The organism is Mesorhizobium sp. WSM4815 (genome assembly GCF_055811575.1).
The window spans coordinates 138,284-158,478 of record NZ_JBVVQS010000101.1 but is presented as its reverse complement, the minus strand read 5'-3'; the positions used below and the strand labels follow the sequence as shown (position 1 = coordinate 158,478).

15 protein-coding genes are annotated in these 20,195 nt (G+C 63.5%); 12 read left to right on the top strand and 3 right to left on the bottom strand.

The window, feature by feature from the left end; all coding sequences use genetic code 11:
• Positions 1–82 precede the first annotated feature (82 nt).
• Positions 83–1,366 carry an NAD(P)/FAD-dependent oxidoreductase gene (locus AC0L2B_RS26280; protein ID WP_473747387.1) on the bottom strand — a complete coding sequence of 428 codons (1,284 nt, stop codon included), beginning with the start codon at positions 1,364–1,366 and terminating at the stop codon, positions 83–85.
• Positions 1,367–1,626: 260 nt separating this feature from the next.
• Here AC0L2B_RS26280 and AC0L2B_RS26275 point away from each other — a divergent pair, with 260 nt between their 5' ends.
• From AC0L2B_RS26275 to AC0L2B_RS26255, 5 genes are all read left to right on the top strand, one after another.
• Complete coding sequence (locus AC0L2B_RS26275) at positions 1,627–2,784, top strand: fumarylacetoacetate hydrolase family protein (protein WP_473747386.1); 1,158 nt, start codon at positions 1,627–1,629, stop codon at positions 2,782–2,784.
• 256 nt (positions 2,785–3,040) lie between these two features.
• The gene (locus AC0L2B_RS26270) at positions 3,041–3,973 is read left to right on the top strand and encodes a substrate-binding domain-containing protein (protein WP_027152256.1); all 933 of its coding nucleotides are present in this window, start codon (positions 3,041–3,043) and stop codon (positions 3,971–3,973) included.
• 123 nt (positions 3,974–4,096) lie between these two features.
• The gene (locus tag AC0L2B_RS26265; protein WP_023799448.1) at positions 4,097–5,083 is read left to right on the top strand and encodes an ABC transporter permease; all 987 of its coding nucleotides are present in this window, start codon (positions 4,097–4,099) and stop codon (positions 5,081–5,083) included.
• Positions 5,084–5,086: 3 nt separating this feature from the next.
• A complete protein-coding gene (locus tag AC0L2B_RS26260; protein WP_287049588.1) occupies positions 5,087–5,881 on the top strand; it encodes an ATP-binding cassette domain-containing protein in 795 nt (264 codons plus the stop codon).
• A gap of 69 nt (positions 5,882–5,950) precedes the next feature.
• Complete coding sequence (locus AC0L2B_RS26255) at positions 5,951–6,973, top strand: LacI family DNA-binding transcriptional regulator (protein WP_473747385.1); 1,023 nt, start codon at positions 5,951–5,953, stop codon at positions 6,971–6,973.
• Between the two features lie 506 nt (positions 6,974–7,479).
• Here the strand turns inward: AC0L2B_RS26255 and AC0L2B_RS26250 are convergent.
• Positions 7,480–8,061: a TetR/AcrR family transcriptional regulator gene (locus AC0L2B_RS26250; RefSeq protein WP_091596146.1), complete on the bottom strand. Its 582-nt coding sequence runs from the start codon at positions 8,059–8,061 to the stop codon at positions 7,480–7,482.
• Positions 8,062–8,323: 262 nt separating this feature from the next.
• Between AC0L2B_RS26250 and AC0L2B_RS26245 the strand changes: the two genes are divergently transcribed.
• The 6 genes from AC0L2B_RS26245 to AC0L2B_RS26220 all read left to right on the top strand — a co-directional run bounded on the left by AC0L2B_RS26245 (position 8,324) and on the right by AC0L2B_RS26220 (position 17,571).
• The gene (locus AC0L2B_RS26245; RefSeq protein WP_023799452.1) at positions 8,324–8,581 is read left to right on the top strand and encodes a hypothetical protein; all 258 of its coding nucleotides are present in this window, start codon (positions 8,324–8,326) and stop codon (positions 8,579–8,581) included.
• Entirely contained in the window at positions 8,575–11,751 is a 3,177-nt protein-coding gene (locus tag AC0L2B_RS26240; protein WP_027152251.1) for an efflux RND transporter permease subunit, read from the top strand. Before AC0L2B_RS26245 ends, AC0L2B_RS26240 begins: the two co-directional genes overlap by 7 nt.
• Before the next feature lie 15 nt (positions 11,752–11,766).
• A complete protein-coding gene (locus AC0L2B_RS26235; protein WP_473747384.1) occupies positions 11,767–12,936 on the top strand; it encodes an efflux RND transporter periplasmic adaptor subunit in 1,170 nt (389 codons plus the stop codon).
• A gap of 265 nt (positions 12,937–13,201) precedes the next feature.
• Positions 13,202–14,308, top strand: a complete 1,107-nt coding sequence (locus AC0L2B_RS26230) for a mandelate racemase/muconate lactonizing enzyme family protein (protein ID WP_473747383.1) — start codon at positions 13,202–13,204, stop codon at positions 14,306–14,308.
• 358 nt (positions 14,309–14,666) lie between these two features.
• Positions 14,667–15,989 carry an NAD(P)H-dependent oxidoreductase gene (locus AC0L2B_RS26225; protein ID WP_473747382.1) on the top strand — a complete coding sequence of 441 codons (1,323 nt, stop codon included), beginning with the start codon at positions 14,667–14,669 and terminating at the stop codon, positions 15,987–15,989.
• Positions 15,990–16,008: 19 nt separating this feature from the next.
• Complete coding sequence (locus AC0L2B_RS26220) at positions 16,009–17,571, top strand: xylulokinase (protein WP_473747381.1); 1,563 nt, start codon at positions 16,009–16,011, stop codon at positions 17,569–17,571.
• Positions 17,572–17,766: 195 nt separating this feature from the next.
• Here AC0L2B_RS26220 and AC0L2B_RS26215 read toward each other — a convergent pair whose 3' ends face one another.
• Positions 17,767–18,729 (bottom strand): sugar-binding transcriptional regulator, encoded by a 963-nt coding sequence (locus tag AC0L2B_RS26215; protein WP_091596154.1) that lies wholly within the window; start codon positions 18,727–18,729, stop codon positions 17,767–17,769.
• A 433-nt stretch (positions 18,730–19,162) separates the two neighbouring features.
• On the opposite strand from AC0L2B_RS26215, the gene AC0L2B_RS26210 reads away from it, so the two are divergent.
• Entirely contained in the window at positions 19,163–20,173 is a 1,011-nt protein-coding gene (locus AC0L2B_RS26210; RefSeq protein WP_236387908.1) for an ABC transporter permease, read from the top strand.
• Positions 20,174–20,195 lie beyond the last annotated feature (22 nt).

Genomic DNA, 20,195 nt, shown 5'->3' with positions numbered 1-20,195 from the left:
GGTTGCCCATCGAAATTTGAAATCACTTAAGACTTTTTCAGAATCGTGAAACTGTCAAGCTGATTCCTGCATCGGCATAAAATCAGCGCTCGAATGCATCCAGCATACGATACCAGGCGATCGTCGCGGCGACGCCGACCTGCCGAAAGACGTGGAATGGGATCGGCCGGATCGGCGAGACCGGGAACGGCAATTGCCTGGCGTCGCCGCTCGCCAGATAGCCAGCAATGCGCTCGCCAAGCGCGGTCATCAGGCCGACGCCACGGCCCTGGCAGCCGACCACGGCCATCAGGCCCTGCTGGGGCTGGTGGATATGCGGGAGGTGATCCGGCGTCATCGCCACCCCGCCAAACCAGCGCTTTTCGATGGCGACTCCGGATAGCGCCGGATACAGCCGGAGCAGCGCGCGCTCGAGATGCGCCCAATCACTTTCGCTGGTCGGCAGCGCCATTCGGCCGCGCCCGCCGAGCACCAGCCGCCCGTCGGCACTCTTGCGGTAATAAACGAGGATGCGACGTGAGTCCGATACTGCTTGCCGTTCCGGTAGAATCCCGGCCGCCAGATCGGGCGGCAGCGGTGCTGTCGCGATCTGGAAGGAGTGCAGCGGAACGATCGTCTCGGCGAGACCGGGAAGCAGGTCGCCGGTATAGGCGTTCGTCGCCAGAATGACCGCTTTGGCCTGCAATTCGGCGCCGCCCTCCGTCGAGATGCGCCAAATGCCGGGGTTGTAATCGAGGCGCATCACCTTCTGGTGTTCGGCGATCTTCACGCCCTCGGCCGAGGCGATCCGTGCCAGTTCCGACGTATAGGCAAGCGGATCAATCACGCCGGCCCGGCGGTCGAGCCAGCCACCGAGATAGCCCTGCGCGCCAGTCAACGCGGCGATCTCGGTCTGGCTCAGAAGCCGGACATCGGCGCCACGGTTCCGCCACTGCCGGTCCCTGTTCGCCGCCGCCTTCAGCGCCGTCTCGGTGTGCGCTGCCTGGATCCAGCCGTTGCGGACGAACGGCACGGCCAGATTCTCGTCGCGGATCAATTCGAAGACGGCGTCCGCCGTTGAGGCGGCAAAATTGACGAGGATCTCACCGCGTTCGAGGCCAAAATGCTCCAGCAGCCATTCCGGATCATATTTCAGGCCAGGGATGACCTGACCGCCATTCAGGCCCGATGCGCCTTGGCCGATTTCGCCGGCTTCCAGCACCTGCACGGCAAGGCCGAACCGGGCTGCATGCAAGGCTGTCGACAGACCGAGAATCCCGCCACCGACAATGACGACATCAGCACGCTGGCGGCCGGGAAAAAGCGACCGGAACGCAGGGGCCGCCGGCGGCTTCCGCCAGATCGGATCGGAAAACGGTAGGGGCAAGAGTCACCTGAATGTACTTCGTCAAATGAAAATCCTAGTGACGATTTCATGATTTTGAAAGAGCCTTTGATCTCGGCATCAGGGGGGATTGAAGAGGAAGGCGTCCGCCACTGCGAAATGCAGCGCAGGGGCTCGACCGCGAGGAACGGGATAGACCTTTGTCGGGAATTTGTTGAAAGTGCCGCCGCCGCGGCCAGGCTTTTGATGAACCATCGGTCCGCAGCGACGACGCAGAACAAGATAGCAGAGGACCGCAAGCCATGACGAACGCCACCCTCCTGCCCGACGAGGGCCTCTTCATCGGCCGCGCCCGGACGAGCGAAGCATCGCATCCGCTGGTGGTCACGGTACGCGGCGGCACGGTCTTCGACATCACCTCCAGCATGGCACCAACCGTGCGCGACGTCTGCGAGATGCCGGATCCAGCAGGCTACGTCCACGCCGCCGCGGGCGAACCGATCGGATCGCTCGATGCAATCGCCGCCAACAGTTTCCAGGCCGCGCGCGATCCGCAAAAACCATACCTGCTCTCTCCGGTCGACCTGCAGGCGATCAAGGCATCGGGCGTCACCTTCGTCGTCAGTCTGCTCGAACGGGTCATCGAGGAGCAGGCGCGCGGCTCGGCCGAGAAGGCAGACGCCATTCGCGCCGACATTGCCGGGCTGATCGGCCACGATCTGTCGAAGCTCAAGCCAGGCTCGCCGGAGGCGATGGAGATCAAGGCCAAGCTGATCCAGCGCGGCGCCTGGTCGCAATATCTGGAAGTGGGCATCGGCCCCGACGCCGAAATCTTCACCAAATGCCAGCCGATGGCGTCGGTCGGCTTCGGCGCCGATGTCGGCCTGCATCCGGTCTCCACCTGGAACAATCCGGAGCCGGAGATCGCCATGATCGCCGCTGGCAGCGGCAAAATCGTCGGTGCCACGCTCGGCAACGACGTCAATCTGCGCGACGTCGAAGGGCGCTCGGCGCTGTTGCTCGGCAAGGCCAAGGACAACAACGCTTCGGCCGCGCTCGGCCCGTTCATCCGGCTGTTCGACGATACCTTTTCCATTGGTGACGTGAAGCAGGCCACCGTGCGGCTGAAGGTCGAGGGCGAGGATGGTTTCTCGCTGGAGGGCGCCAGTTCGATGGCCGAGATCAGCCGCTCGCCCGAAGAACTGGTCGCCGCCGCCATGGGCCCGCATCACCAGTACCCCGACGGGCTGGCGCTCTATCTCGGCACCATGTTCGTGCCGTCGAAGGACCGCGGCGAAAAGGGCAAGGGCTTCACGCACGAGGTCGGCGACATCGTCACCATCTCATCGGAGAAATTCGGCGTCCTGATCAACCGGGTACGGCTGTCGCCCGACTGTCCCCACTGGACCTACGGCGCCAGCCATCTGATGCGCGACCTTGCCAGGGCCGACCTGATTTAGCTTCCGTCCCGCCTGCGCCTCGTCTTCGGCGCCGAGACCGCTTGCCGCAAAAGATATCAGCCAAACTGATGCGATCTGATGGGATGGCTGATGGCGCGTGGTCGTGCGCCGACTACCACTGGCAAATGGAGGCTTGCCATTGATCGAAAAAGCGGATGCTCTGATGCATCCAGATCGCCGCTGGCAAGAATTCGGTCAGGGCTTGCCGTGATCGTCGCCGGAGCTGGAGGACGTTTTCAAAATGGGAGGAAATCAAATGCTGACGAGGCTACGACTATTTGTATTCGGCTTGATCGTGGCGCTGGCGATTCCGGCGGCGGCACAGGCCAAGACCTTCTACTGGATTTCGCATGGCGGCCCGGCCGACCCGGTCTGGACCTACTTCCTCGCCGGCGCTAAGCAATGGGCGACGGACACCGGCAACACCGTCAACACCTCGTTCCACAATGGCGACGTGTCGTCCCAGCAGGAGGCTGTTCGCGCCGCCATCGCGGCAAAGGCCGACGGCATCACCACCACCAGCCCTGACCCGGGCAGCCTTATCGAGCTCGTCAAGGAGGCACGAGCGGCAAACATCCCGATCATCAACTTCAACACGCCCGATCCGAAGGCGGACTTCAACGCCTATGTCGGCGGCGACAACGTCACGTTCGGCAAGAACTGGGCTCAGTATCTGGTCGACAAGGGCTTGGTGAAGAAGGGCGATTTTGTCTGGATGCCGGTTGAAATCCCCGGCGCCACCTATGGCGTCCAGGAAGAAGAGGGCATCAAGAGCGTCTTCGAGCCGCTCGGCATCACCTATGAAATCACCGAGGCCACGCTCGACCAGGCCGAAGCAATCAACCGCATGGTCGATTATCTCACCGCCAACAGGGCCAAGGTCAAGGCGATCATTGGCCTCGGCGATCTGGTGACCGGCTCGATCAAGCGGGTGTTCGACCAGGCCGGCATCAAGCCGGGCGAAATCCCGGTCGTCGGCTGGGGCAACTCGCTCGACACCACCCAGGAGGTGCTGACCGGCTACGTCAATGCCGCACAATGGCAGGATCCGCAGGCGACCAGCTATGTGGCGCTTTCGATCGCCAACATGGCCGCCAGCGGCATTCCGCCCGGCTTCGACGTGATCACCGGCGCGCTCTACGAAAAGGACACCGCGCAGGTCTACGACGACATCCTGTCCGGCAAATAAAACCGCGATCGGGATGGTCGCGGCGGCGCTTGCCGCAGCGATCATCCCCATCATCCCGCTGAGCCTCGAACCGCCTCATGCGGTATCGGGCTTGGCCAGTTCCAACCATGTCGCGGGTCCAACGTGGAAAACAGTTCCATCATCCAACGCTCGATCGCCAGGCCGGAATTCGGGCCCTTCGTGCTGCTTGTGGTCGAGCTCGCGGTGTTCTGGGGGTTCAACCACGATTTCCTGTCACCGCAGAACATCAGCAACATACTGGCCTTCACGGTCGAGCTCGGCCTGATCGCGCTGGCGATGACGCTGTTGATGACTTCAGGCGAATTCGACCTCTCGGTCGGATCGCTGTTCGGCTTCTCGCCCGTCTTGATGTGGACGCTCTTCAACAGCGGCCTCACCTCGCTGGAGGCCGGCTTCGTGTTGGCCTTGCTGGTTGCCGCCTTCATCGGGCTGGTCAATGGCTGGTTCGTGACGCAACTCAAGATTCCATCCTTCCTGGTGACGCTCGGCATGCTGCTGGTGGTGCGCGGCACCGCTCTGTTCGTCACCAGCGGATTTCCGCAGCGCACCTGGAGCGCCGAAGGCAGCTGGCTCGCCGAGGCGCTGGTCGGTGATTTCTTCATCGGGCCGTTCCGCATCTACATGTCGCTGTTCTGGTTCATCGCAGCCGCGATCGCACTTGGCTACGTGCTGACGCAGAGCCGCACCGGCAACTGGATCCAGGCGGCCGGCGGCAACCCCAATGCGGCAAGGGCGCGCGGCGTCAATGTCAGCGGCGTCAAGATCGGCCTGTTCATCCTGTCGTCGATCATGGCTTCGCTTGCCGGCGTCATCAGCTCGCTGCGCACCTCGGCGGCCAATCCGAACAGCGGCACCGGCTACGAGCTCGAAGTCATCGCCATGGTGGTGATCGGCGGCACGGCGCTGACCGGCGGACGTGGCACCATCATCGGTACCGTGCTCGGCATCCTGATCCTGCGCGTGATGCGCAACGGCATCGTGCTGATCGGCGTGCCTGGGCTTGCCTACAACATCTTCATCGGCGCGATCATCCTCGGCATGATGGCGCTCCATTCATGGCTGGAACGCCGGCATCAGGCGGGGACTTGAACCATGGCTGAGCCGCTTGTCCGCATGGAAAACATCCGCAAGTCCTACGGGCGCGTGCAAGCGCTGGTGGACGCCAATTTCCATGTCAACGAAAGGGAGATCGTCGGTCTGCTCGGCGACAATGGCGCCGGCAAGTCGACGCTGATCAAGGTCTTGTCGGGTGCGGTCCCGCTGACCAGCGGCGACATCTTCATCCGCGGCAAGAAGGTGGACTTGCGCAGCACCAGCGACGCCATCGCCCACGGCATCGAGACGATCTACCAGGACTCCGCACTGGTCACGCAATTGTCGATCGCGCGCAACCTGTTCCTCGGGCGCGAGCCGATCAAGCCGCCGCGTTTCCTCAACCGTATGGACCAGGAGGCGATGAACGTGGTCGCCCGGAACCTGCTCAAGCAGGTCGGCATCTCGAAGGACATCCCGCCGACCACACCAATCGGCTCGCTCTCCGGCGGCGAGCGGCAGGCCGTGGCGATCGCGCGCGCCATGCATTTCGACAGCGACCTCATCATCCTCGACGAGCCAACCAACAATCTCGGCGTCGCCGAGACGCAAGGTGTGCTGAGCTTCGTGCGCAGCGCCCGCGATTCGGGCCATTCCTGCATCTTCATCGCCCACAACATCCACCACGTCTTCCAGGTGGTCGACCGCATCGTCGTCATGCGCCGCGGCAAGGTGGTTGCCGACGATATCGATCCGAAGAACACCAACGTCGCGGAAGTCGAACGGATCATCACCGGCATGTCCGACAAGGAGATCCGTGACGCCATCGTGCAGGGGAAGCAACCACAAGGCTGAGTGGCCAATTGGAAGCCGGGTTGGCCGTATCTCTGGTACAGGATCACATCGGCTCCTATGACTGCGACTATGAAAGCCACCGTTGCGGACATCGCCAGAAGCTGCGGGCTATCGACCGCGACGGTTGACCGGGTGCTGAACAACCGGCCGGGCGCCAGCGCCGCCAACCGGCAGCGGGTGATGGAGGCGGCCAAGCAGCTTGGCTATTTGCCGGTCGTGGATCAGGTCACGCTGCCCTCGCGGCCGGCGCATCTCGAGTTCTTCCTGCCGATCGGCTCGAACGCCTTCATGATGGATCTGGCAAATCATATCGAGGACTATGCCGCACGCTTGCCACTTGTCGCCTCCTGTCGGATCCACAAGCTCGCCGGCATCTCGCCGAGCGCGTTGCAGGCGGCGGTCGAAAACCTCTCGCTTAGGGCGAACGGCGTCGGCGTCATCGCCATCGATCACCCGAGAACGCGCAACATCCTGCGCGAGATCGTCGAAGCCGGCATCCGCCTGGTCACGCTGGTGTCGGACGTTCCGGGCGCGCCGCGATCGGCCTATGTCGGCATCGACAACCGTATCGCCGGGCGCACCGCAGCCCTTTTGATGGGACGTTTCCTGGGCGGTCGCACGGGCCATCTGGCGATGATCGTCGGCTCACGCTCCTATCGCGGGCATGAAGAACGCGAAATGGGCTTTCGCTCGGTGCTCGGCGAGGAGTTCCGCAATTTGACCGTGGCCAGCGCCGTCGAGATCAACGACGAGCCTGATATCAGCTACACGGCGACGATGAAGGCGCTGCACAACGAGCCGGAACTGCTCGGCATCTATTGCGTCGGCGCCGGACGCTCGGGCGTGGCGAAAGCGCTGCTGGAAGCCAAGCCGCAAAGGAAGCCGGTGTTCATCTGCCACGACCTGACAAGAGCGACACGCGGCTATCTCGTCGACGATCTGCTCGATGTCGTCATCGACCAGAATGCACGGCTGATCGCCGAGCAATCGGTCATTCGCCTGCTCGGCTCGATCGCTTCCTCGGCGCCCTATCTGACGCGGAAATTCATCGAACCGCGCCTGATCTTCAAGGAGAACGTTCCGGTCCAGTGATGCCACGCAAGCGCCACGGTTGGTCGCGGCGATGGTTAATATTCGGTTGATAGCGCGAATCTGCACATCTGCTATGCATCTTTTGCTATTGCCGAATCATTGGGCAATCGCTAGTTTCGCAGGTGTCGGCCATCTACTCCTCCCAGATGCGATGCCGACGCTGAGTGCGGCGCACCTCCTCCCGCGTCGTATTCGAAATCGAGCCCGCTGCCACCTCCTCCCGGCAGCGGGCTTTTTTTGTTCTGCGGTGTCGGGCAAGGCGGCGGCAATCGCCAACGGCTGATTCGGGCAGCGCCGCAGCCCCATTGGAATCCCGCCACACTTGTCACTCTCACCAATTCGCTATCGGGCCTAGCCTGCTCACAACCAGCAGCGACCGCCGCGCGCAAGAGCGCGGCGACAGACCGGCAACGGAGACGTGAGATGACAGCACATGCCAAGGCAAAAGAGCACTCGCGGCGCGGCTTGCAATGAACACGCCACCGATCGTTTCGCCGCTTGCGAGACTATCTGGCCTTGAACGAGGTGATCAGGCCTTCCGCCATGCGGACAAACTGCGCGCTGGGGCCTTCGGCTCCGACGCTTTGCAGGCTGACACGGGCGCCTTCAAGCAGCAGCGACAATGTATCGGCGAGAAGCTCTGCCTGGCCGATGCCGGCATCCCGACACAGGCCGACGAGGCGGTCGCGCTGAGCCTGCTTGAGTTCCTTGATTACCCGACGGGCCGGATGGTCGGTCTCGCTCAACTCGATGGCGGCGTTGGCCATGTCGCAACCGCGGCCGTCCATCATCAGGCAATCGGCTGCCATCCGAACCCAGGCATGCAGTTGCGCAAGCTTGTCGCCCGGATGCTCCGCCTCGAACTTTTGCCACATCGCGTTGGCGCTGCATGCGGTCGCCCGCAGGCACTCGATGACCAGATCGTCCTTGGACTCGAAATGACGGTAGAGCGTCATCTTGTTGGTACCGGCGGCCTCAGTGATCGCGTCGACGCCGACGCCCTTGATGCCATGCTTGTGGAACATATCCCGTGCCGTCTCCAGGATGCGATCCCGGGGGCGGATGCGTTCCGCAGTGCCGTCTTCCATCAAAACCTCCTTGGTTTCCGGGATTTCCGAAAAATCCCTCGGCACACCTCTTGACTAGGGTGTTACCGGTCTGTAACTTCTAGATGTTACTTACTGGTAACACCCCCATTGCCTCGTGTCAATCTCGCAGGCGCCTGTGAACAGCCTCCGCCAAATCGGCCCAGGCTGAAACTGCGCCCCAGGCGACTTTGGCCGCGAAAAGGAAGACCACCCGATCTGCGGCGGCGTACGCCACAGATCGCCAAAGCCAGGAGCCGCTACGATGTCGCAGCGCAAAGATTTGACGATCGACGAAGTTGTGAAGGATCCGATGATCCGGATGCTGATGCAGGCCGACCGTGTCGACCCGCGCTCTTTCGAGACGATGCTGCGTAGCCTTGCGGATGCGCAAGGCCGCAGCCGCAAGGCGCCGCCTCGTTTCCTGGAGGATTCCGGGCAAAGCCGCAGCCGGCGGCTGTCAAGGGTGGCCAAGGCCTTTGGCCAGGCAAGAGCATCGGGCGAGGCGTGCGTGTCATGGTAAATTTCTTCATCCACCGTCCCATCTTCGCATCGTCGATCGCGATCATCATGGTGCTCGCCGGGACGATCTGCTATTTCCTGCTGCCTGTTTCGCAGTTTCCCGACATCACGCCGCCCCAGGTGGTGGTCAGCGCCAACTACCCGGGCGCCAGTGCGCAAGTCGTGGCCGACACCGTCACGACGCCGCTCGAACAGCAGATCAACGGCGTTCAAGGCATGACCTACATGTCGTCGTCGAGTTCCAATGACGGCTCCTCGACGATCACCGTCACCTTCGAGGTCGGCTATCCCCTGAGCACCGCCGCCGTCGATGTCCAGAACCGCGTCTCACAGGCGGCGTCCTCGCTGCCGGCCATCGTCAACCAGGGCGGCGTGACGATCAAGAAGCAGAATCCGAACTTCGTCCTGATCGTCAACCTCACCTCGCCCGACGGCTCTGTCGATCCGGTCGCGCTCAGCAACCTCGCCTACCTGCAAGTGGTCGACCCGCTGAAGCGCCTGCCCGGCGTCGGCGACGTGCAGATCTTCGGCGAGCGGCGCTATTCGATGCGCGTATGGCTCGATCCCGACAAGCTCGCCAATCTCGGCATCACCGCCGTCGATGTCCAAAACGCCATCGCCGAGCAGAATGTCCAGGTCGCGGCCGGCAAGATCGGGCAGTCGCCGGCACCGGCCGGCACCGCTTTCGAAATGCAGGTCAATGCCGTCGGCCGATTGAGCGATCCCAAGGAATTCGGCGATATCATCGTGCGCGCCGATGCCGCGAACGGTTCACTGGTGCGGTTGCGCGACGTCGCGCGCATCGAACTCGGCGCCCTGCAATATTCGTCGTCGGCGTTCTTCGGCGAGGACCCGACCGTGGTGCTCGCGGTCTACCAGATGCCAGGCTCGAACGCCCTCGATCTGCAGCAGCGCGTCAAGGACAAGATGCAGGAACTGTCGGCCCGCTTCCCGAAGGGCGTCAGCTACGCCATGCATTACGATACGACACGTTTCGTTTCGGCGTCGATGCACGACGTGCTGGTCACGCTCGGCGAGGCGCTGGTCCTGGTTGTCGCGGTGGTATTCATCTTCCTGCAGAGCTGGCGCACCACGATCATCCCGACGATCGCGATTCCCGTGTCGCTGGTGGCCACGCTCGTCGTCATGTACATGTTCGGCTTCTCGCTGAACATGCTCAGCCTGCTCGGCATGGTGCTGGCGATCGGCCTCGTCGTCGATGACGCGATCGTCGTCGTCGAGAATGTCGAACGCCAGCTGGAGGCCGGCCTCAAACCGCTGGCTGCGACGCGCGCGGCGATGGCTGAGGTGACCGGCCCGATCATCGCCACAACCGCCGTGCTGATGGCCGTGTTCGTGCCTGTCGCCTTCATACCCGGCGTTTCCGGCCGGCTCTACAACCAGTTTGCCCTGACGGTGGCGATCTCCTTCGGCATCTCCGCCTTCGTCTCGTTGACGCTCACCCCGGCGCTCAGCGCCGCTTTCCTGCGCCACCGCCCGGCAACGCAATTCGTGCTGTTCCGCTGGTTCAACACGGGCTTCGATCGGCTGTCGCATGCCTATGCCAATGGTGTGCGCTTCCTCATCCGCCTGCGCTGGATCATGCTCGGCATATTCGCGGCTGGGCTTGTCGCGACCTATTTCGTCTGGCAGCGCCTGCCCTCGACCTTCCTTCCGGTCGAGGACCAGGGCTATTTCTTCGTGGTCATCCAGTTGCCGGACGGCGCGTCCCTGGAGCGCACCGACGCGGTGGCCCGCAAAGCGCGCGACATCCTGCAGAACACGCCTGGTGTCGATATCGTCGGCTCGATCAGCGGCTTGAACTTCCTCACCAGTGCCGCCCAGTCGAACTCGGCGGTGGAATTCGCCATCCTGAAGCCATGGGACCAACGCGGCCCTGACCAGAGCGCCTCGAAGCTCGTCGCCGACGTGCGCTCGAAGCTCATGGAACTTCCGGAAGCGTTCGCGCTGAGCTTCGATCCGCCTTCGATTCCAGGCATCGGCACGACCGGCGGCTTTGAATTCCAGGTGGAGGACCTGACCGGTCGCGGCAGCGCTGCGCTCAACGACGCGACGCAGGCCGTGCTCGCCGAAGCGCGCAAGCAGCCCGAGCTCAACCCGCAGCAATTGTTCTCGTCGTTCTCGACCTCGACGCCGCAGTTCAACTACGACCTCGATCGCAACAAGGCGAAGCTGCTCGGCCTCAGCCTGCCTGACGTGTTCAACACGCTGCAGATCTATCTCGGCTCGCTCTATGTGAACGACTTCAACCTGTTCGGCCGCACCTTCCGGGTGACGATCCAGGCCGACAAGGATGCGCGTGCGGGTGCGGCCGACATTTCGCGGCTCTATGTGCGCAATGCCTCCGGCGGCATGGTGCCGTTGAGCACGCTCGGCAAGCTGGTGCCTATCGTCGGCCCGGAAACCGTCCCGCATTACAACAACAATGCGTCGGCCCTGATCAATGGCGGTGCCGCACCCGGCTTCTCCTCGGGCCAGGCGGTCGCTGCGATGGAACGTGCCGCCGCCACGGCGCTGCCGAAGGATTTCGGCTATGAATGGACGGGCATCACCTATCAGGAGCTCAAGGCCGGATCGATCGCCTCGATCGTCTTCGGTCTCGCCATGGTCTTCGTCTTCCTAATCCTTGCCGCCCAATATGAGAGCTGGGCCATGCCCTTCATGGTCCTGCTCGCGGTGCCGCTTGCCCTGTTCGGCGCCTTTGTCGCCCTGCTTATGCGCGGCATGCAGATCGACGTCTATTCGCAGATCGGTTTCGTCATGCTGATCGGGCTGGCGGCAAAGAACGCCATTCTGATCGTGGAGTTTGCCCGGCGCCGGCGCGAGGAAGGTCTCAGCATCGTCGACGCCGCAATGGAAGCGGCGCGCCTGCGGCTGCGGCCCATCCTGATGACCGCCTTCGCGTTCATCCTCGGTGTGCTGCCGCTGATGTTCTCGACAGGTGCCGGTGCAGCCAGCCGCCAGTCGATCGGCACCACCGTCTTTGGCGGCATGGTCGCAGCGACGATCCTGTCGCTGGTGTTCGTGCCGGTCTTCTACGCGGTGATCGAGCAGCTGCGCGAGCGCGGCAGCAAGAGCGAGCCTGTCGCCGAACCGACTGAACCAACTGCCGAACCCGCTTTCGAGCGATTGGCCGAAGCGGCCGAATAGAATTGGAGAATGATCATGCGTAAATGGAAAATTGCGTTGGGAGCGGCTGTTGCCGTGGGGGCGGTCTCGATGGCCAGCGTCCACTTGCTCGACATGGGTAATTTCGGCCTCAACGCCGGCACGGCAGGGGCGGCAACGCCTGAGCCCGCGGCGCCCGAGCCCGCGGCTTTTGTCATGCCGGTGCCAGTGGTGAGCGTCGTCAAGAAGACGATCCCGATCTATCTCGACTATGCCGCTCGCACCGAGCCGATCCGCAGCATCACGCTGCAGGCGCGCGTGCCAGGGTATCTGCAGGAGCAGGTCGCGCCCGACGGCAGCGATGTCAAGAAGGGCGACCTTCTCTACAAGATCGCTCCAGAAGATTTTCAGGCTGCCCTTGAACAGGCGAAGGCTCAGGTCCAGCGCGACGAGGCAACGCTCGACTATGCACGATCCAACCTTGGTCGCGGCACCGAACTGGCCAAGAGCGGATACATCGCCAAGGATGCGTTCGACCAGCGCACCAGCAGCTTGCGCGAGGCCCAGGCATCGCTCGCCGTCAACCAGGCGGCTGTGCGGACCGCCGAGCTCAATCTGAGCTATTCGGAAATCAAGGCGCCGTTCGCCGGGCGCGTCGGTCGCAACCAGGCCTCGGTCGGAACGCTGGTCAGCGTCGCCGGCACAGTGCTCAACACGCTGGTGCAGCTCGACCCGATCTATGTCACCTTCAATCCGAGCGAAACGGATCTGGCGCAGATCGAGGAAGCCCGCGCCACGGGACCCATCGATGTCGACGTCCTGCTTCCCGGCGATACGGAACCGCGCCAGAGAGGTCAGCTCACCTTCATCGACAACACGGTCGATCGCTCGACCGGCACCATCACCGCACGCGCGACGATCGGCAATGCCAAGTTCACGCTGCTGCCGGGCCAATATGTTCGCGTCAGGCTGCATATCAAGCAGCAGCCAGATGCACTGATGGTGCCGCAGACGGCATTGGGATCGAGCCAGCTCGGCAAGTATCTCTACGTCGTCGGCAAGAACAATACTGTCGACCAGCGCATTGTTTCGCTGGGGCCGACCAACGGCGACCTGGTGGCGATCTCGAGCGGCGTAGCGGAAGGCGACCAGGTGATAACAGGCAATCTGCAGAAGATCGGCCCGGGAATGCCTGTCTCGCCGCTGCCACAGAAACCTGCCACCTGATACCCCCCATCAGGCCCGGTCCAGCAAAACGGCGCTCCCGGCTATGCCGAGGGCGCCGTTTTGCTGAGCAGTTCGACAAGGCCGGCGACATCGGCACCGCTTCGAAGAATTGCTTGCCTATGCGCGCTGCCTCGAACAGTGTGTTTCCAGAGGCGTCAAGGCCGATCGCGCCGGCCTGACGCGCAACCGGCCTGACGGCAGTTGAGCCCAGCGGACGATGGAGGTTGGCGGCTTCGTCAGGGCGTCACAGCGACGGACAGAAAAATTGCGGATCAAAACCATCAAGGCCTACCATGTCGTGCAGCCCTTTGTGGACGGGCCCTACCGCATGTCCAAGGGGCGTGTCGCCGCCGCGTTCGATGCGGTGATCGTCGCAATCACCTCCGACAGCGGGCTGACCGGCTGGGGCGAGATGGCGCCGCTCGGCAATTTCTACTCGCCGGCATTCTCGGCCGGCACTCGCGCCGGCGTCATCGAAATTGCGCCGCATCTGCTCGGCCACGATCCTCGCGCCTTGGTCAGTATCGGCAGGCTGATGGACACGGTGTTCAAGGGCCACCCCTACATCAAGTCGGCGCTCGACATGGCCTGCTCGGATCTCGCGTCACGCGCCGCCGAGGTGCCGCTGGTGACGCTGCTCGGCGGGCGCGAGAGCGAGACGGCGGAACTCTACAAGGTCGTCACCCATGGCACCGTCGACGCGATGGCCGCACTGGCCAAGCGCATCGTCAAGGACGGGTTTCACCGGCTGCAGGTCAAGGTCGGCGGCAACGTCCATGACGACATCGAGCGCGTCACCGCGGTCGCCGCTTCAGTGCCGAGGGGCACCGTCATCTTCTGCGACGCCAATGCCGGCTGGACGCCCTATCAGGCGCGCCAGTTCGCTGACGCGACGCGCTCCATCGACTACACGTTCGAGCAGCCCTGCACCACGATCGACGAATGCATGTCGGTGCGCCGCTCGCTCGACAAGCCGATGGTGCTCGATGAATCCGTCACCTCGCTGGACGACGTGCTCGACATCCACCGCAAGGGGGCGGCTGACGGGCTGACGCTGAAAATCTCGCGGCTCGGCGGCGTGACCAGGACGCGCCAGATCCGCGACCTTGCCGTCGACCTGGGCTTCATGATCACCGTCGAGGACACCGGCGGCGCCGAGATCGACACATCAGCCATGGCGCATCTGTCGCTGTCGACGCCGGAGGAGCGCCGGCTGCACGCCATTGCCTTCCACGAATGGGTGACGGTGCGCACCGCGTCGAACAAGCCGCCGGTTTCGGGCAGCCGCGTGGGCATTCCGGACGGGCCGGGCCTCGGCATCGACGTTGTTCCCGACCTGCTTGGCGCGCCCTTCTTCGAGGTCGGCAGCTGACTGATATACTGGCATGCGCCGACTGAGCATGCCGGCCAGCGCTCTCTGTCGCGCGGCTTCGTTGTTAGCGATTGGCGCAGCGGCAGTTGAGCGGTCGTGAAACATTTTTTCGTCGCACTCGCTTGCTTGCGAGAAGGAATGTCACGGTCGTCGCCGCCTGCATCCCAAGAGATCACCGCCTTCTGCGCCCTAGCTGACTGCGCTGCCAAGCCGCAAGCCGGGGCTTGCACAAATTAAATCATAGATGTTTGCGGGGACGGCTGCCGAATTGCCGGTTGAAATATTTTTCATTTGGAAATAGGAATGTTCAAAATGATGGCTTCGACGCTGCGGCGCGTCAGGAACTGGAGGAAGCAACATGGCCCATCCGCAATTTGCAGCGGAACTTTTGCAGCGCGCTGAACAGCAGGGACCGATCACCATCGGGCTTGCAGGCGCCGGGCAGATGGGCACCGACATCGTCGTCCAGGTCGCGCTGATGCCGGGCATGCGGATCGGCGCCATTTCCGAGGTCAGGCCGCAGGCGGCGATCGATGCGGCGCTGCTCGCCGGCCACGACCGCTCGGATATCGTGCAGGCCGGCAATGCGGGGGCGATCGACCGCGCCATCGAGGCCGGCAAGATCGCGGTGACCGAAGATTTGCATGCGTTGGCTGCGGCCGGCCGCATCGACGTCATCATCGACGCGACAGGAAATCCCAACATCGGCACGCTGTTCGCGCTTGAAGTGATGAAGAACGACAAGCATATCGTCATGCTCAACGTCGAGGCCGACATCACCATCGGCCGCTTCCTCAAGGAGGAGGCGCGCAAGGCCGGCGTCGTCTATACCGGTGCGGCCGGCGACGAGCCGGCCTGCACGCTGGAGATCATCGGCTTTGCCAGGAGCCTCGGCTTCAACATCATCGCCGCCGGCAAGGGCAAGAACAATCCGCTGAAGATCGATGCCATGCCGGCCGACTACGAGAAGGAGGCGGCCGAGCGCAACATGAATGCGCGCATGCTGGTCGAGTTCGTCGACGGCTCGAAGACGGCGATCGAGATGGTGGCGATCGCCAACGCCACTGGCCTGGTGCCCGACGTGCCGGGCATGCACGGCCCGACAGCGACGCTGGAGGAACTCGCCGGCGTGCTTTGCCCGCGCGAGGATGGCGGCGTGCTGCACCGCAAGGGCGTGGTCGACTATTCGATCGGCAAGGGCGTGGCGCCCGGCGTGTTCTGCATCATCGAGACCAGGCATCCGCGCGTGCTGGAGCGCATGATCGACCTCAAGGTCGGCAAGGGCCCGTATTTCACGATCTTCCGCCCCTATCATTTGACCAGCCTGGAAGTGCCGCTGTCGGCGGCGCGCGCCGTGGTCTACAAGCGCGCCGACATGGAGCCGCTCGACCATCCGGTCGCCGAGGCGGTGGCGGTTGCCAAGAGCGAGCTTGCCCCTGGCCAGTCGCTCGGCATGATCGGCGAGAACGACTATCGCGGCTTCGCCATGACCTGGGAGGACGCGCGCGCCCGCGGCGCCCTGCCGCTCGGCCTCGCCGAACGTGCCAAGGTGGTCAAGCCGGTCAAGACAGGCGATTTCCTCACCTATGAAAATTGTGTACCCGACGATTCGATGGTGATAACCCAGATCCGCCGTCGTCTCGACCAGTCGGACGGACGGTTCGTTACGAACGCCGCCTGATCCGCTGGATTCCCGCCTGATGGACGATGTCGTAATCGGGATCGACGCCTCGACCACGGCCGTGAAAGCGATTGCCTTCACGCGCGACGGCAAGGAGCTGTTCCAGGCGCGCGAAGCCTATCCGCTTTCAAATCCCAGGCCCGGCCATTTCGAGCAGGATGCCGAACATTGGTGGACCGCGCTGCTCGGCGCCTTGAAGCAAGTCACCGAGGCGGTTGGCGCTGCCCGGGTGGCGGCGATCGCCATCGCCCACCAGCGCGAGACATTTACGCTGATCGATCATGCCGGCAAGCCGCTTATTCCGGCGATCCTGTGGCTGGACGAGCGGGCGCGCCCGCAAGTCATCAGGCTTTCGGCGGAGCTCGGCCGCGAGTCGATCCGCGACTGGAGCGGCAAACCGCCGGACCCGACGCCCGCGCTCTATGCGATCGCCTGGCTTGCCGAGCACCAGCCGCAAACGCTTGATGACGCAGCCGCACTCGTCGACGTGCATGGCTTCTTCGTCCACCGGCTGACCGGACGTCTGGTCACCAGCACGGCAAGTGCGGATCCGCTCGGGCTGCTCAACGTCAAGAATGGCACTTGGCACCCTCAGCTCGTCGAGGCCGCGGGGCTGCGGCCGGACCAGTTGCCGCGACTGGTCGCGCCCGGCGCGATCTGCGGCGGGCTTGGCGAAAGCGTGGCCCGGCTGATCGGGTTGAAGGCCGGCACGCCTGTTGTCGCCGGCGCCGGCGACGGCCAGGCGATGGGCCTTGGCATGGGCGTCTATGGCGACGGCAAAAACTACCTTTCGCTCGGCTCGGGCATCGTCAGCGGCTGTTACTCCCATGGGATCACGACTTCGGACGCGTTTCGAACGCTGGTCTCGCCGACCGGCTCGGGCTTCATGCTGGAGACCGTGCTGCGCTCGGGCATGCAACTGGTCGACTGGATCGTTCGCACCACCGGCTCGCCGTCGGCTGCAGCGCTGGAGAAAGCAGCAGTCGACGTTGCCGCCGGCAGCGAGGGCCTGCTCGTCATGCCGTATTGGGCCGGTGTCATGAGCCCCTATTGGGACGGCGCGGCGCGCGGCGCCATTGTCGGCCTGTCGCTCGACCATGAGCCGAAGCACCTTTTTCGAGCGGTTCTGGAAGGCATCGCCTTCGAGCAGGCCATCGCCAGCGAGGCAATGGAAACTCAAGCAGCGGAAACTCGGGCGGCGGAAACCCAAGCGGCGCAAACGCAGGCGGCGGAAACTCTGGCCGGTGGCAAACCGGCGGCGATGATCGCCGCCGGCGGCGGCACCAACTGCGCCCTGCTGATGCGGATCATGGCAAGCGTGCTCGAGCGGCCGCTCTCCGTCTCGCCAGTCAACGAAGCCGCAGCGCTCGGCGCCGCCATGCTGGCGGCTTCCGCCATCGGATGGTTTGCCTCGCCTGAAACGGCGGCTGAGGCGATGGCCGCTCCGCCGACCAGGCATGTCGACCCCGTTGACGGGCTGGTCTCCGGTTACCGTGCGCGCAAGGCAATCTACCGCGACCTCTATTCTGCGACGCGCGACATCCATGTGCGGCTTGGTGAGGTCGGGCTCTCGGCATCGTGAGATGTCGGCGGGACAGCACCCCCCTCTGGCCTGCCGGCCATCTCCCCCTCAAGGGGGGAGATTGGACTTCATCCCGGCTTTCGCCAACCACCAATGTCGCAAGAGTAAGCGGAGCGCCGAAGCTGCCAATCTCCCCCCTTGAGGGGGAGATGTCCGGCAGGACAGAGGGGGGTCCTCGGCGGAAGGGTTCAAGCCCTAGCGGTTGAGCAGGCCCTTGGCGGCGTCCTCGTCGGTGATCAGAACCGATATCCTGGTGTTGGCAAGCGCCGCCCGCATGATGGCGATTTTTTCCTGCCCTCCCGAGACCAGGATGATGGCCGGGATGTCCGACAGATCCTGCAGCGGATAGGCGCAGACCCGGCGGTTGACCTCATGGTCGACGAGCCGGCCGTCGGCATCGATGAAATGGCATAAAATATCGCCAACTGCGCCGGCCGCCTGAAGCTCTTCGAGTTCGCTGGGCTTGATGAAGCCGTAATTGGCGATCGGGCTGTCAGTGGAAAACGATCCGACGCTGAGCACGGCGATGTTTGCCCGGCGCGCGCGGAAGACGACGTCCTGAACGCTGCGCTGGCTCATGAAGGCTTCGCGCTGCTCCGGCCTGTCGGCATAGACCGGCACCGGCAGCAGAAAGCACTCGGCGCCGATCTTTTCGGCGAATTCCCAGGCGCTTTCGGTCGGGTTGAGCGGCTGGGCATGGGTGAGGCCGCCCAGCATGGAAACCACCGTTGTCCTGGCGATCGGCCGCCGCGGCAATTCATTGATGGCGAACTTCAGCGTGCGCCCCCAGCCCAGCGCGATGACATCGCCGGCATTCACATTGTCGGCCAGATAGGCGCCCGCGGCATGGCCGATCATCAGCGGCGCGTTGCTTCGGTCGGCGGCGGACGGCACCACAACGGCCTGGCTGAGCCCAAAACGCTGTTTTAGAGCCTCTTCCAGCACCAGGCATTCGACGACGCTGTCACGGATGCGGAACTGGACGACGCCCTCCTCACGCGCGGCGGACAGGATGCGATGCACCTTGATGCGGCCGATGCCGAGGATCTCCGAAATCCTCTCCTGCGTCAGACCCTCGACATAGTAGTGCCACGCGGCACGCGCCTTCAGCTCGGCATCCGGGAAGCGCGAGGCCTTGTCATTGTCTGTCATCGCCATCTTTTTGCCCTCCCGCGGTCGTCCGAATCCTTAAATGCCATTCAAATGGCGTTATCCGACCAAGCGACGCGAAATCGGTCTGCGTGCCCAGGATTCGAGATTCAGGACATCGACAGGATATCTCTACAACGCGAATGAAAGCCAAAATGGTCAACATTTACTTCGTCTTGGCCGTCCTGCCCTGCTCAAGCAGCCGACATGAATTCGCAGGATGCGACCGGACCTGAGAACGCGGCATTTCATGCCCTTTCGTAAGGCAAACCGGCTGGCGGCGCAAACCGGCGTGGAATGATGCGGCGGGCCTTGACAATTTTCCGACGAACAGTTTAGCTGAACAAAATTGCATATCAAAGATAAATTGTTCACAGGGAGGTGCCTGGTGAACAAGAGTGAGCCGACGACGCATCGCCGGATCGCTGATGGAGGAGACAAAATGGCTGTGAGCAACGGTGCAAGCGAGTTGAAGGCCGGCCCAAATGCACAGGCCGCGGCGGGCGCGAAGCTTTCGGCCCTGTTCGCCGGAACCATGGGACCGCTGATCGGGCTGGTGCTGCTGTGCCTTGCGCTGTCGCTGACCACCGACACGTTTCTGACTGTCCGCAACATCCTCAACGTGCTCGACCAGGTCACGGTGCTCGGCATCATGGCGATCGGCATGACGCTGGTCATCCTGATCGGTGGCATCGACCTGTCCGTCGGTTCCGTGCTGGCGCTCGCCGCCATGGTGATGGGCTTCGTCGCCCATCCCGACCACCTCAATCTCGGCATGCCTGCCGGCATCGTCACAGCGCTTGTCGTTGCTGGGCTTTGCGGGCTGGTTTCAGGCCTGCTCGTGACCGTCACCAAGCTGCCGCCCTTCATCGCCACGCTGGCCATGATGTCGGTGGCCCGCGGTCTTGCCAACATGATCACCGACGGCTCGCAGATCATCGGCTTCCCCGACTGGTTCACCAGCCTGTCGATCATCCGCCATTTCGGCTTCCTGTCGGTCACCGTCGGCTTGATGATCGTTCTGGCCATCATCTTCGCGATCTTCCTCAACTATCGCGCGACCGGTCGCAGCCTCTACGCGATCGGCGGCAGCGCCGAGGTCGCCAGGCTGTCCGGCATACCGGTCAAGTCGCTGACCAACTGGGTCTATGCAGTCTGCGGCGTGCTGGCCGGGCTCGCCGGCATCGTGCTTGCGGCACGGCTTGATTCCGTCCAGCCGAGCTCCGGCTTCGGCTACGAGCTGGACACGATCGCAGCGGTGGTGATCGGCGGCGCCAGCCTGTCGGGCGGCGTCGGCTCGATCGGCGGCACCGCCATCGGCGTGCTCATCATCGGCGTGCTGCGCAACGGGCTGAACCTGCTCGGCGTGTCGCCCTTCATCCAGCAGGTGGTGATCGGCGTGGTGATCGCGCTGGCGGTGGCCACGGATACATGGCGGCGCAGAGCTCAATGAAGACTGGCGCGCAATGAAGAGT